Annotated in this window: 10 protein-coding genes and 3 pseudogenes; 5 read left to right on the plus strand and 8 right to left on the minus strand. The window is 73.7% G+C overall.

All coding sequences use genetic code 11. The features are described 5' to 3' along the window. Positions 1 to 19: 19 nt before the first annotated feature. From ABZ919_RS33420 to ABZ919_RS33430, 3 genes are all read right to left on the minus strand, one after another. On the minus strand, positions 20 to 1258 hold the full coding sequence (locus tag ABZ919_RS33420) for a hypothetical protein (RefSeq protein WP_361255289.1): 1239 nt from the start codon (positions 1256 to 1258) through the stop codon (positions 20 to 22). A gap of 197 nt (positions 1259 to 1455) precedes the next feature. Continuing rightward, the gene (locus ABZ919_RS33425; RefSeq protein ID WP_361255292.1) at positions 1456 to 2151 is read right to left on the minus strand and encodes a DUF4232 domain-containing protein; all 696 of its coding nucleotides are present in this window, start codon (positions 2149 to 2151) and stop codon (positions 1456 to 1458) included. 152 nt (positions 2152 to 2303) lie between these two features. Next, the gene (locus tag ABZ919_RS33430) at positions 2304 to 3695 is read right to left on the minus strand and encodes a serine/threonine-protein kinase (RefSeq protein ID WP_361255295.1); all 1392 of its coding nucleotides are present in this window, start codon (positions 3693 to 3695) and stop codon (positions 2304 to 2306) included. 46 nt (positions 3696 to 3741) lie between these two features. Between ABZ919_RS33430 and ABZ919_RS33435 the strand changes: the two genes are divergently transcribed. Beyond that, a complete protein-coding gene (locus ABZ919_RS33435; protein ID WP_361255419.1) occupies positions 3742 to 4290 on the plus strand; it encodes an RNA polymerase sigma factor in 549 nt (182 codons plus the stop codon). A gap of 204 nt (positions 4291 to 4494) precedes the next feature. Here ABZ919_RS33435 and ABZ919_RS33440 read toward each other — a convergent pair whose 3' ends face one another. Continuing rightward, on the minus strand, positions 4495 to 6876 hold the full coding sequence (locus ABZ919_RS33440; RefSeq protein WP_361255298.1) for a SpoIIE family protein phosphatase: 2382 nt from the start codon (positions 6874 to 6876) through the stop codon (positions 4495 to 4497). A gap of 290 nt (positions 6877 to 7166) precedes the next feature. Between ABZ919_RS33440 and ABZ919_RS33445 the strand changes: the two are divergent. Beyond that, a pseudogene (locus ABZ919_RS33445) lies at positions 7167 to 7479 on the plus strand (beta-galactosidase); the annotation flags it as partial. Positions 7480 to 7484: 5 nt separating this feature from the next. Here ABZ919_RS33445 and ABZ919_RS33450 read toward each other — a convergent pair. Then, positions 7485 to 7814, minus strand: a pseudogene (locus tag ABZ919_RS33450) (2OG-Fe(II) oxygenase); the annotation flags it as partial. 11 nt (positions 7815 to 7825) lie between these two features. Continuing rightward, positions 7826 to 8335: a methylated-DNA--[protein]-cysteine S-methyltransferase gene (locus ABZ919_RS33455; RefSeq protein WP_361255301.1), complete on the minus strand. Its 510-nt coding sequence runs from the start codon at positions 8333 to 8335 to the stop codon at positions 7826 to 7828. A 173-nt stretch (positions 8336 to 8508) separates the two neighbouring features. On the opposite strand from ABZ919_RS33455, the gene ABZ919_RS33460 reads away from it, so the two are divergent. From ABZ919_RS33460 to ABZ919_RS33470, 3 genes are all read left to right on the plus strand, one after another. After that, a complete protein-coding gene (locus tag ABZ919_RS33460) occupies positions 8509 to 8748 on the plus strand; it encodes a hypothetical protein (RefSeq protein ID WP_361255303.1) in 240 nt (79 codons plus the stop codon). A 3-nt stretch (positions 8749 to 8751) separates the two neighbouring features. Continuing rightward, positions 8752 to 9129 carry a toxin Doc gene (locus tag ABZ919_RS33465; protein WP_142219268.1) on the plus strand — a complete coding sequence of 126 codons (378 nt, stop codon included), beginning with the start codon at positions 8752 to 8754 and terminating at the stop codon, positions 9127 to 9129. 486 nt (positions 9130 to 9615) lie between these two features. Continuing rightward, a complete protein-coding gene (locus ABZ919_RS33470) occupies positions 9616 to 11322 on the plus strand; it encodes an RICIN domain-containing protein (RefSeq protein ID WP_361255308.1) in 1707 nt (568 codons plus the stop codon). Positions 11323 to 11671: 349 nt separating this feature from the next. Here ABZ919_RS33470 and ABZ919_RS33475 read toward each other — a convergent pair. After that, positions 11672 to 11821, minus strand: a pseudogene (locus tag ABZ919_RS33475) (alpha-hydroxy-acid oxidizing protein); the annotation flags it as partial. A 151-nt stretch (positions 11822 to 11972) separates the two neighbouring features. Continuing rightward, positions 11973 to 12533 carry a hypothetical protein gene (locus ABZ919_RS33480; RefSeq protein ID WP_361255311.1) on the minus strand — a complete coding sequence of 187 codons (561 nt, stop codon included), beginning with the start codon at positions 12531 to 12533 and terminating at the stop codon, positions 11973 to 11975. Positions 12534 to 12715: the final 182 nt, after the last annotated feature.

A 12715-nucleotide genomic window follows, 5' to 3' on the forward strand; every position in this document is an offset into this window, starting at 1 on the left:
ACAGACGGCCCGGAACGGCTTATGACGACCGGCTGCCCGGCGCCCCCAGGAATTCCTCCCAGCCGCCCGTCGGGGCCTGGCCGGGCACCAGGGTGCGCAGCTTGCGCAGCACCGCCGGGTCCTGGGCCTCCAGCCAGGCCACGAGCTGCTTGAACGACACGAACCGCACGTCGTCGCCGGACGCGGCCATCTTCCCGATGGCCTCCTCCACGGCGTCCATGTAGATGCCGCCGTTCCAGCGCTCGAAGTGGTTGCCGATGAAGAAGGGGGCGCGGTTGGTCGTGTACGCCCGCTGGAAACCGGCGACATAGGCGTCGCGGGCCTGGGAACGCCAGGTGTCGAACTGGGTGCGGTCGCCGTTCGGGTTGCCGCCGGACTGGTTGAACATCATGTTGTAGTCCATCGACAGCACCTGGAAGGAGTGCCCGGGGAACGGTATGGACTGCAGCGGGAAGTCCCAGATCTTGCCCCCCTGCACCTTGCCCGGCCAGATCTGCAGGCCGCCGGGGGAGCTGGCGTCGTACTTCCAGCCGAGGGCCGCGGCCGTGGGCAGCAGATTGGACTGGCCCTCCAGGCACGGCGTGCGCCCGCCGATCAGCTCCTTGCGGTAGTCGAAGGGGAGCGGCTCCAGGTCGGTGAAGCCGGTGTTGGTCTTCCAGTGGGTCACGAAGTCGACGGCCTGCTCGATCTCGCTGCGCCACTCGGCCGGTGACCAGTTGCGCACGCCGGTCGCGCCGCAGAAGTGCCCGTTGAAGTGGGTGCCGATCTCGTGGCCCTCCAGCCAGGCCGCGCGGACCTGCTGGAGGGTGGCGTGGATGTGCCGGTCGGCGAGGTAGCCGATGGCGGAGGCGCCGACCGGGTGCTGCGGCGGGCGGTAGAGGTGCTTCTTGGACTCGGGAAGCGCGTAGATGCCGCTGAGGAAGAACGTCATCTTCGCGCCGTGGTCGGCGGCCACCTTCCGGAACCGGGAGAACAGCTGATTGCTGATCTCGCCCGCGCCGTCCCAGGAGAACACCACGAACTGCGGAGGCTTCTGGCCGGGCTTCAGCCGCTCGGGCGTCGGCTGGTGCGGCTGGGCGCCGGTGTCGGCCGTGGAGCCGTCGCCGATCGGCTTCGCCTGCCGGGCCTGGGCGGTGCCCTTGCCGCCCGCCGGGCCGCCGACCGAGAGGCCGGTGCCGGAGGAGCACGCGGCCAGCGTGCCCAGGGCACCTGCCGCCGCGCCGGCCGTCAGCACCCGCCTGCGTGATATCCCGCTCATCGTCTCCCCGATTTCCTTGTCACGGCCCTTGCGGGGCCTGCTCGCCGGTGTGGGTCGACGGGTTCGATGACGGGGTCAGCGGGAAAGATCGCGGCCTTCGGCGCCTGTTGCCGTCCTGTGACACTCGTGGCGGGGACACGACGAACCCCGCTGCCGGGGGAGCGGGGCAGCGGGGTTACCGGGGGTGTGCGGGACGGTCAGGGAGCGGTGCCGGGGCTGAACACCGACAGGAACACGGACGAGGAGTTCCCGGAGACGGGCACCGCTCCGCCCGTCCACGCGACCTTCAGCGAGTCCCGCTCGTCCGGCGGCGTGACCAGCAGCGCGGCCGGAGTGGCCGTCTTGGCGCCGCTGATGCCGGGGTTGGAGAAGGTCAGGCCGGCCCAGGCGCTCTGCCCGGGCCGCAGGGTGATCGTCGTCGGGGAGCCCGACCCCCGCTTGGGGTCCGGGCCGAGGGTGCTGCCGGAGGCGCTCACGAACGCCGCCCCCGGATAGCCGTGCACGGTGCAGGTCCGGCCGGACTTGTTGGTGAGGACGACCGGGAAGTTCTCCTGACCGGCCCCCGGGTCGTTGCGGCCCACCGAGGCGCGCAGCTCGGAGGTGTGGCAGCGGGTGCTCGCCGGCGCCGTCGCGCTCGCACCGCCGCCGCTCGCGGAGGGTGTGGTCCTCGGCGCCGACGACGAGACCGCGCCGGTGGGGGTGGTGGCCGGGGCGGACCCCGTGGACGCCGGGCTGTTCGTGGTCCCGGTCGCCGGGGCGGCCGTACCGGAGGCCGTCAGGGGCGGGTTGCTGTGCACGTCGTGGCCGTTGCCACAGGCGGTCAGGAGGCCCAGCACGGCGACCGTGCCCACGAGCAGGGCCCCGTGCCGCGCGGACCGGGGGGTGTACACCATGTCGCTCAACACTCCTGGATGGTCACGGCACGCGACGGACCGCGTGCCTACGGCGCCGGGTGCGCCGTCGTCACACTCCGATGCGCCGAGCACCGGAAAAGTTCGGAACACGCAGGTATCTTTTCCCCGTCGTGACCCCCGGCAGGCACCCGTCAGGTCACGCTCAGCGAACGAAGTATCCCGTCGGTCGCGTCACCGTCACCCCGCTGGCGCACCTGCACGTACACCTGGGGCCGGGCGGCGCCGTGCGCCGGGTCCAGCGCGGTCTCCGTCACCGAGCCGCCGTCCGGGCAGCCGCTCCAGGCCCGCACCAGGCCGTGCCAGTCGGCGTCGGCGAAGCTGCGGCTGCTGGAGTAACGGCAGCCGGTGTGCGTGAGGGCCTTCACCTTCGCGGTGACGTCGCCGTGCCCGCTCACCCCGACGAACACCCCGTCCACCGCCGCACCCAGATCGGGCCACCGGGACAGGTCGTCGGCCACCACGAGCCCCGGCTCGTGGCCCTCGGGGAGCCCCAGCGCGCCGGGGTTCCAGCCCGAGTCGCGCAGCTCGCGGCCGAAGGCCGCCGGCACCTTCACGGCCACCCGCCCGGTCGAGTCCGTCACCCGCACCTGGTCCGCGGAGCCGGCGCCCTGGATCACCAGGGTCACCGCGACCGCGGCCGCCGCCGCGGCGAGGACCGCGGCCACGGACAGCGTCACCGTGTTCAGCCGGCCGCGCACGCCGTCCAGGCGCCGGCCGGGCCGGAATCCCGGCGACCCCGCCGCCAGCCGGTCCAGCTGGTCCGCGAACGCCTGGGCACCGGGCCAGCGGCGCGCCCGGTCCGGCTCCAGGGCGCGCAGCAGCACCCGCTCCACGTCCTCACCGAGGTCCGGTCGCAGCCGCCGGGGCGCGACGACCCTGCCCGGGGGGCCCGGCACACTTCCGGTGACCAGCTCGTAGCCGACCGCGCCCAGGCTGTAGACGTCGGCCCGCTCGTCGATGCCCTCGCCGGGCTCCGCCTGCTCCGGCGGCTGATAGCCCGCCGAGCCCGCGGCCAGCGTGAGCACCGAGGCCTGTGCGAGGCTCTTGGCGAGCCCCAGATCGGCCAGCAGCACCCGCCGGGTGCCGTCCGGCGCGGTGTGCAGCAGCACGTTGGTCGGTTTGATGTCCCGGTGCACGATCCCCGCCTCGTGCAGCGCGGCGGCGGCCCGCGCGGCCTCGGCCGTCAGCGCGAGCGCGTGTCCCACCGGCAGCGGTCCGCCCGCCAGCAGATCGGCGAGGGTGCCGCCGTCGGCGTACTCCATCACGAAGTACGGCCTGCCGTCGGGGAGTTCACCGATGTCGTAGACCTGCACCACCCGGTTCGAGCCGGCCCGGCGCAGCAGCCGGGCCTCGGACAGGAAGCGGTCCCTGATGTCGAGCCGGTGCGCCCAGTTCTCGGCGAGGACCTTCACCGCGACCGGAGCCTGGAGCTCGTCGTCATGGGCGAGCCACACCGTGGCGAAGGCGCCGGTGCCCAGCGGCCTGTCGAGGCGGTAGCGGCCGATCCGGCCCGGGGAGTGCATACGACTATCATGCCTGGCCTGAGATCGACTCGAAGGGGGACCCTTGGTGCAGGACCAGGCGCTGGTGGAAGACCTGGCACGGCGGGCCGCCACAGGTGACGGCGCGGCCCTGGACCGGCTGCTCACCGAGATCCGGCCGGAGGTCGTACGCCGCTGCGGGCGCTTCCTGCCGTGCCGGGAGGACGCCGAGGAGGCGGCCCAGGACGTGCTGCTCCAGGTGGCCCGGTACATCTCCCGCTTCGAGGGCCGCAGCCGCTTCAGCACCTGGCTGTACACCGTGGTCGCCAACTGCGCCCGGCAGAAGTACCGCGAGCTGAAGCGCCGGGCCGCCGAGCAGCCTGCCGCCATCGAGCCGTCGTACGCCGTGGACCCGCGCACCACCAGCGTCATCGCGGGCTCGCGGGTGGACCTGCTGGAGGCACTGGAGCGGCTGGAGCGGACGCATCCGCACCTGGTCGCGCCGCTGGTCTACCGGGACATCTGCCAGCTGGACTACGCCGAGGTCGCCGAGCGCGTCGGCATCCCGCTCGGCACCCTCAAGTCACGCCTGCACGAAGCCCGCAGACAGGTACGCCCCTGGCTGGCGGGCGGCTGAGCCGCCGGGCGCGTCCCGCCCTGGGACGATCCGGAGCGCCGGACGCGGTCGCCGCGCCGGCGACGGGATCCGCGAACCGCCGCCCAGGGCTCCTGAGCGGCGGTTTCACCGTGACGAGTGGCTCCGGGTGACGAAGCTCACCCCCGCGGCTCCGACACCGAGGGTCACCGGCACGGCGCGCCGGTCGGCGCGGCCCGGCCGGTCCTACCGGTCCTCCTCGAACAGCGGCAGTTCCGCCCAGATCGTCTTGCCGTCCGGGGTGTGCCGGCTGCCCCAGCGCTGGGTGAGCTGGGCGACCAGCAGCAGGCCGCGGCCGCCCTCGTCGAAGGTCTTGGCCCGGCGCAGGTGCGGGGCGGTGGGGTTGGTGTCGGACACCTCGCAGATCAGCGTGGTCGCGTCGTGGATCAGCCGCAGCCGGATGGGGTGTGCGCCGTACCGGATGGCGTTGGTGACCAGCTCGCTGACCACCAGCTCCGCCGTGAACGCGGCCTCGCTCAGCCGCCAGGCGTCCAGTTGCTCCACGACCTGCTTGCGGATCGGCGCGACCAGCGCCGGCTCGGCCGGGATGTCCCAGGTCGCCACCTGGGCGGCCGGCAGGCCCTGGGTGCGGGCCAGCAGCAGCGCCACGTCGTCGGCCGCGCCGCCCGGCGGCAACAGGGTGTGCAGGACGTGGTCGCAGGTCGCGTCCAGGGAGTCCGCGTACGCCCCGAGCGCCTGGTGCAGCAGCTCACGGCTGGTGTCCGGGTCCCGGTCCCGGGACCACACCAGCCCGTCCGTGTACAGGGCGATGACGGTGCCCTCGGGCAGTTCCACCTCGGTGGACTCGAAGGGCAGTCCGCCCAGCCCCAGCGGGGGACCGGCGGGGAGCTCCAGCGCGCGGGGCGTGCCGCCCGGGGGCAGCACCACGGGCGGCGGATGCCCGGCGCGGGCCAGGGTGCAGCATTTCGACACCGGGTCGTAGACGGCGTACAGGCAGGTCGCGCCGACCTCGCCGGGGCCGGCGTCGACGCCGGACTCCTCCGACAGCCGGACCACCAGGTCGTTCAGGTGGGTCAGCAGCTCGTCCGGGGCGAGGTCGATGTCGGCGAGCGTGCGAACGGCCGTGCGCAGCCGGCCCATGGTGGCCGAGGCCTCGACGCCGTGCCCGACGACGTCCCCGACGATCATCGCGACCCGCATCCCGGACAGCGGGATCACGTCGAACCAGTCGCCGCCGACCCCGGCCCGCGCGGCCGGCAGATAGCGGGAGGAGGCCTGCAGCGCGGCCGTGCGCGGCAGGGTGCGGGGCAGCAGGCTGCGCTGGAGCGCGAGCGCGGTCTCCCGCTCGCGGGAGTAGCGGCGGGCGTTGTCGATGCAGACGGCGGCCCGGGTGGTGATCTCCTCGGCGAGCAGCCGGTCGTCGGCGGCGAACGGGTCCGCGCGCCGGTGCCGGGTGAGCACCGCCACCCCGAGGGTCAGCCCGCGGGCCTGGATGGGCACCGACATAGAGGAGTGGATGCCGAACCGGCGCACCTGCTCGCCCCGCCTGGCGTTCCAGGTCAGCCAGGGCTGGGTGTCGCCCGCGGTCACCGAGGCGATGATCGTGTGGCCCGCGGTCAGCGAGTCCGCCTGGGGCGAGCCCTCGGGATACTCCTCGGTCTGGCCGGGCGTCATCACCGCCTCCGGAACTCCGTCCAGGACCGACCGGTGGGCGGCCCGGCGCAGGGTGACAGGGGCCGTGAGGCGGGCCGGGGGTTCGCCGCCGTAGTCCTGCGGGTCCAGCAGATCGATGGTGACGAAGTCGGCGAGCGCGGGCACGCACACCTCCGCCAGCTCCTCGGCCGTTCGGGTCACGTCCAGCGTGCTGCCGACGCGCACGCTCGCCTCGTTCACCAGCTGCAGTCGCTGCCGGGCCCGGTGGTTGTCGGTGACGTCGTGCGCGGCCAGACACACCCCGTGCACCCGGCCCTGCGCGTCCCTGACCGGGGCCATCCGGGCGAGCCAGGCGTGGGCGGGGCCCTCGGCGCAGGCGCGCATGGCGGTCTGCACGTCCAGCGGGCTGCCCGTGATCAGCACCTGGAGCATGCCCTGCTCCAGTTCCTCGCTCTGCGGTCTGCCGCCGATCTCCACGAGCCGCAGGCCGTGCAGGCGTTCCTCCGGCAGACCGATGACCTCGGCCATCGCGTCGTTCATCCGGCGCAGCCGCAGTTCCGCGTCGTACACGGCCACCGCGCACGGCGACTGGACCAGGCCGGCCGCGGTGAGCGGGTCGTCCTCGGCGGGCGACCGTGCGCCGGTCAGCGGGGTGACGACGACCCAGCCGCCGTCGTGTCCGTCGTGCGGCGTCCGACGGTGGGCGAGCAGCCACACCGGGACCGTACGGCCGTCGCGGTGGCGCAGTCCGACGGTTCCCTGCCAGCGCAGGCCCGTCGGCGGGAGCGGCGGGGCGTCGTCGGCCAGCAGCCGGGCGGCCGGGCGGCCCAGGACGGACTGCGCAGCGTGGCCGAGCAGGCGCCGGGCGCCCTCGTTCCACTCGACCAGCGTTCCGTCGTCGTCGATGACAGCCCGGGCTGTCGCAGCGTCGTCGAACGGATAGACCCGGCTCATCGTCGCCGCTCCCAAGCGCCTACTCACAGTGAACAGGTGGCACCTCTCGTGTTCCAGCGTAGTGCTTCGGGACCCCCGGCGAACCAGGTGCGTCCTGCGCCTGGCCGATCGGTCGGACACGGTCAAAGACGAACTCCGGACGACGCGCGCGGTCGACACGGTCGCCGGCGTCCGGACCCTTGACGGTCGCGCGTGGCCACCCGTCAGAATCCGTTTGTTCACGATCAGTTGTGAGTATTTCTGGGCCCTGATGAGGGAGAGCCGCCAGGACGGTCGCTCGCCGATCGGTTCTGGTCGCCGCCACCGCCACACCCGGCCGGAGCGCTGCTGAGCATGACGGCGGCGATGTCCGCCGACGCCGCCGATGCGCCCCTCGGTGCCGGCGGACGCCACGTCGTGCCGCTGCGGGTCGGCATCACCGACCCGACCGGCGCCCACGCGCGGGCCGCCGATCCCGGCTACGACGACCCGGTCTGGCGCGAGGTCGCCGTGCCGCACGACTGGATCACCGAGCAGACCCCCACCACCGACCACGGCACCACCGGCGGCACCGGCTTCTTCCCGGGCGGCCTCGGCTGGTACCGGCTCGCCTTCCGCCTGCCGGCGTGGGGCCAGGGCGCCGGGCGGTCCAGACGGGCCGCCCAGTCCCGGGCGACCGGCAGCAGACGGGGGTAGAGCGCGGCGCGCAGCGCGGCCACCGGGGCGGGCAGGCCGTGGGTGAAGTAGCGGTACTCGCCGGAGCCGAACCGGTGCCGGGCCAGGTCGACGGTGGTACGGAACAGGTGCGGCTCGTCGTACAGCGCGGCCGGACCGGCGCACTCGGCGGGGGAGAGCAGTGGACCGGTGCAGGCGCCGCCGTACTCGTCCAGTTCGGCCGCGAGCGCGGTCCAGTCCGTGCGGGCCACCCGGCGCCGGGCCTCGGCGGGGGTGAACGTCATGCCTGGCTCCTTCACACCAGCGTCGGCTGCAGGGCGCCCTCGTGCGTGAGCAGCCACAGCTTGCGCTCGACTCCGCCCGCGTCCCCGCGCATCGAGCCGTCCGCGCCGATCACCCGGTGGCAGGGGCGGACGAGCAACAGGGGATTGGCGCCGAGGGCCGCGCCCACGGCGCGGAGTTCGGCGCGCGGCACGCCCAGCCGGTCGGTCAGTTCGCCGTACGTGGTCGTCGTGCCGTACGGGACGTCCTCGAGGGTCTGCCACACCGCCCGCCGGAAGGGGGTGCCGGTGGCGGCGAGCGGCAGCTCGAAGTGGGTCCGGCGGCCCGCGAAATAGGCGTCCAGCTGCCGGTGCGCCTCGGCGAACGGAGCGTCGTCGCGGTCCTCGGCGCGGACGGCCGCCGCGCCGCGCCGCCCCGGCATCACGAGTGAGGTGAGCAGGAGGCCGGCCGGTGAGAGGGAGCCGGTCAGCACCAGATCGCCGAGCGGGCTCGGGTGGACGGTGTGGACGCTGCGCGTGTGCATCGGGTGCTCCTTGCCTCTGGTGTGGTTTCGTCCGTGCTGCCGAGTCTGCTGCTTCGGGCGCCGGCTGACCGGCGGGAATCGGACATGGCTCTCCGACCGTGCTGGTACCGGTGAGAAAGGCTTCTGACCTGGCGGTATTTACGGGTAAGTACCCTCGCGGTACCGTGATGGGCATGCCAGCTCTCAATGTGGAGTTCAGCGAACGGGAACTCGAGGACCTGAGGCAGATCGCCAAGGAGCGCGGTACGTCGATGAAGGCCCTCGTGCGTGAGGCCGCGGCCGCTGACATAGCCCGGCACCGAGCCCTGCAGGAGGGCGCCGAAGCCTTCCGGCAGTTCTTCGCCACGCACGCCGAGGAGTTCGCGGCGGCCTTCCCCGACGACGAGACCCCCGCGAAGGACGAGGCCGCCTGACGCATGCCCTCCGTCATCCACATCGACGTCCCCTGGCTGCTCCAGCGCCACGAGGAGGTCCTGCCCGACCAGCCCGCGGTCGACGACTTCTCCGCGCTGGTCGCCGCCGTCGCCCGGCACCGCGTGGACCCGCCCCGGCTCGGCGTGGACTCCGATCCCGCGTGGCGGGCCGCCGCCCTGCTGCACACCCTCGCCCTGCTCAAGCCACTGCCCGCGGCCAACGCCCGCTTCGCCTGTGCGACCGCCGTGGCCTACATGTTCGTCAGCGGCGTCGGCATCGACCCGCCCTACGGCGCCCTCGTGGACCTCGCCCGCGATCTGATCTCCGGCAAGACCGACGTGTACGGTGCGGCCGACCGGCTGCGGTCCTGGCAGATCTGAGCCGCTTCCCCGGTCGGCCCGCCCCGGCCGGCGGGGGAAGCCGCCGGGGGCCGCCGGCCGGGGCAGGAGGAACGGGGCCGGCGGCCGAGGGGGGAGAGCGGGGCCGGCGGCCGGTCTCGCGGGGCATGCCGAGGAGGCCTGCCCCAGTCCACTACCGGACCGCACCCGCCGGAAGCGTGCGCGGGCACGTGGTGTGAGCGCCCGTTTCACACGGGGCGCATGAAAATAGCGAAAGGCGAGGTGGGGGAGGAGCTCACTGGTCCCGGATTCTGACTTTCCTTCAAAACTGCCTATGTTGTGCGGGTGCCTTGTTGCTCGTGTGGAAGTTGTGCAAGGGTTGAAAGGCCCGTGCGGGGGGTAAAGTCCGGGGTTCTTCCGGCAGTTGCGGAACGTCACCGGCCGACCACCGGTCCATTTCCCTTCCCACGCGCCGCAACGGTACGCACCCTCGCAGCACGCATGACCCGCACCAAAGGAATCCGCTCAGTGTCCACCCCCCACCCTCCTCGTCCTCCCTTTCCGCCGCCGGGCGGCGACCCGGGGGAGTCCGACGAGTCCCTCGCCGGCCCGCTGCGGGCCGGCTCCGACGCGGAGGCCTCCCGGTCCGCCGCCCTGCTGATGTCCCGGCACTGGCAGCCTGCGCAGGACTACGCCGTGGTCTGCCTGGCCCTGTCCGGGCCGCTCGCCCACATGGTCACCGCCTCCGCCTTCCACCAGGTCCTCGGCCGGCTCGCGCTCGGCGAGGGGGCCGAGGCGCTGCGCCCCCGGCTGCTCGTGGCGGTCCGGGACACGGTCGTCAACTGGTCCGGCACCGACCGGATCACCGCCGTGCTGCCCGGACTCGGGAAACCCGCCGGGGGCCGCGGTATGCGCGCCGCGAAGACCCTGATACCGGAAAACCGCGCCCTGTCCGACCGCTCATTTCACGCCCTTCCCCGGCTGGAGCAGGCGCTGTTGTGGCACATCGAGGTCGAGGCCGAGCCGATAACCGTTCCCGCGGGACTGCTCGGTGTCGACATCGAGAGCGCGGCGGTCGCGTTGGAACAGGCGCGCGAGAAATTCCGGGAGGGCCTGGTACGCGCCCACCGGGAACTCGCCCCCGGCAAGGAATGCCGCTACTACAACCGTCTGCTCGACGTTCCGATCCGCCGTGGCGGCGCCCTGCTGCCCGACGTCCAGGAGCATCTGTCCGGCTGTGCCTACTGCCGGCACGCGGCCGAGCAACTGGGCCACACCGACGCCGCGTTGGGTCTGCTGCTCGCCGAGGCCGTGCTCGGCTGGGGCGCCCGCCGCTACCTCGACTCGCGCCCCGGCCGCCGCCAGGGCCCCGCTCGCTCCCGCCGCTCCGGCGGACGCCGGCGCGGCGGGGACAAACCCGGCCTCTTCACCCGCACCGGCCGGTCCGGCACCCGGCGGCGCGGCGACGGCGAGCCGCGGACCCGGATCCCGGGATCCCGCGGCCGGCAGCGCGGCGGCGACCCCGGGCCGCTCGCCCGGGTCCCCGGCGCCGCCTGGTCCTCCCGGTCCCTGCTCACCGGAGTCGGCGTGGCCTCGGCGGGACTTCTCGCGACCGTCCTCGCGATCAGCGTGTGGCCGTACGGCGGTGACGGCACCGACCCGGTCGCCTCCACCAGTGCCGTCCCCGGCACCGCCGCAGGCCGGTCCCCGACGCCCGCCGGCACGGCCCCCGGCACCGCGGGACTTCCCGCCGCCGGCCGCCCCGTGCGACTGCGCAACGCCGCCGCCGGCCTGTGCCTGGACATCGAGGGCACACCGAAGGCCGGGGCGGGCGTGGTCCTCGCCGTCTGCTCCTCGGCGCCCACCCAGCAGTGGATGTACGACGCCGACGGGCTGCTGCGCAGCGCGGCCGACTCGGGGCTGTGCCTGGACTCGCACGCCGACGCCGGAGTGGTGATCCTCGGCACCTGCGCCGAGGCCGGCTCGAAGCGGGGCGACGACGTGCGCTACGACGTCACCGTGCAGGGCGAGTTGCTGCCCCGGTGGGACCGGACGCTCGCCGTCGCGGCCACCGCCGACACCGCGGGCGCCGATCTCGTGGTCAAGGTCCGGGACCGCTCCGCCGGCCAGCGCTGGGTGACCGATGCGTCCTCGGCGAGCCCCGGCTCGCTCTCCATCGCCGGCACGGGTGGGTCCTCGGCCCGGCCGGCCGCGGTGCCGGAACGGCGTACCTAGTGCTGTGACCGGAAAGGTGTGCCGCATAGCTCGCGGCGTCCGGTGCTGGGGGCACCTCCCACGCCCTTCAGGCAGTGGGGGAGCCTCGCAAGGCGGAGCGTCGCCCGCGTACGGGATGTACTCGGGTGATGCGACAACGCGGCGAGGTGCCCCGGGCGTCGCGAGCCGGTGAACCTTTCCGGTCGCAGCACCAGGGCCGGGTGCGCCGGCGGTGCGGCAATCCGCCGTGGGACCGCGTGGCAGCCGCCGGCTGCGAGCCGGGTGCGGTAGTCCGCGCCCAGGCTGCGGTAGCCGCTGTCGGCACAGCGCCGCGCTCCTCAGGGAGCCGCCGCTCCGCCGGCTCGCTCGGTCAGGTCCGGTCCTCGACCAGGTCCGCCGCCGTCACCGTGCCCGGGCCGGTGTGCCCGGACAGGGCGAGGGTCAGGTCCGACTCCGCCAGCACGCACCGGACGACGTCTTCGACGCCGGCCTGCCCGTCCAGCCCCAGTCCGTAGACGTATGCGGTGCTGCACGAGTGCGGTGCTGCACGGGTGCGGTGCTGCGCTGTGCGGTGTTGCGCTGTGCGGTGCTGCGCGGGCCGGCGGGGGGCTGCCGGGGATGGCCTGCCGACGGTACGCCCTCGGCAACGGCTCCTGCCGCACGGCGAGTCATCAGGCTTCGCCGTCACCGCCCGGGGAATCGGCCACCTCCTCCGCGTCCGGTCCCTGCGCCCGTACCCGCTGCACGTGTTCCAGTGACTCGCGCAGCTCGGTCAGCCAGTCGTCGGTGTGGCGCTGGACCAGGCGCACGCACCAGGCGAGGGCGTCGCTGCGGCTGCGGGCGACACCTCCCGCGATGAGCGTGTCCAGGACCTGACGCTCCGGCTGGCGCAGCCGGGTCATCACCGGCGCGGCCACGTGCGTGAACAGGGCGCGCTCCGGGCCGCACTCCACGCCCCAGGAGACCTTCCGGCGGTACAGGTGCTCGGCCTCGCGGGCCACCTCCATCCGGCTCTCGCGGGTCCGCTCCCGGAACTCCTGGATCCTGCCGCGCAGGGCGGCCCCCCGTTCGGCGTCCGAGGCGCGCTCGGCCGGTCGGGGCTCGGGGATGCGGCCGATCACGGTGATCTCCTCACGGTCGGCGGTCACCTCGACCACTTCTGTGAAGAGACCCTCCGGCAGGCGGCCGGCGAACCAGCCGCGCAGTTCCTCTTGCTGCTCACTTGTAATCATGTAATGAGGATTACGCTGATCGTTTCATGAACACAAGGGGTCACGAAGGGGTTCGCCGAGGGCAGAGCCGGAATGTTTCAGGCCGATTAACGAAGAGGTGTCTTTCAGCCATCTGGCGCGTCGTGGGGTGCGGAACCCGCACAGTTCCGGGGTCGCGGTGTGGTGATTCCGTGACTTCACGC

Source organism: Streptomyces sp. NPDC046759, assembly GCF_040645475.1.
Classification (GTDB): domain Bacteria; phylum Actinomycetota; class Actinomycetes; order Streptomycetales; family Streptomycetaceae; genus Streptomyces.

What these genes read in the sequence shown, in the direction of transcription:
- ABZ919_RS33420 (WP_361255289.1), bottom strand. Translation starts at nt 1,258, where the DNA reads ATGAGCGGGATATCACGCAGGCGGGTGCTGACGGCCGGCGCGGCGGCA.
- ABZ919_RS33455 (WP_361255301.1), bottom strand. Translation starts at nt 8,335, where the DNA reads ATGCACACGCGCAGCGTCCACACCGTCCACCCGAGCCCGCTCGGCGAT.
- ABZ919_RS33465 (WP_142219268.1), top strand. Translation starts at nt 8,752, where the DNA reads ATGCCCTCCGTCATCCACATCGACGTCCCCTGGCTGCTCCAGCGCCAC.
- ABZ919_RS33425 (WP_361255292.1), bottom strand. Translation starts at nt 2,151, where the DNA reads ATGGTGTACACCCCCCGGTCCGCGCGGCACGGGGCCCTGCTCGTGGGC.
- ABZ919_RS33440 (WP_361255298.1), bottom strand. Translation starts at nt 6,876, where the DNA reads ATGAGCCGGGTCTATCCGTTCGACGACGCTGCGACAGCCCGGGCTGTC.
- ABZ919_RS33460 (WP_361255303.1), top strand. Translation starts at nt 8,509, where the DNA reads ATGCCAGCTCTCAATGTGGAGTTCAGCGAACGGGAACTCGAGGACCTG.
- ABZ919_RS33430 (WP_361255295.1), bottom strand. Translation starts at nt 3,695, where the DNA reads ATGCACTCCCCGGGCCGGATCGGCCGCTACCGCCTCGACAGGCCGCTG.
- ABZ919_RS33480 (WP_361255311.1), bottom strand. Translation starts at nt 12,533, where the DNA reads ATGATTACAAGTGAGCAGCAAGAGGAACTGCGCGGCTGGTTCGCCGGC.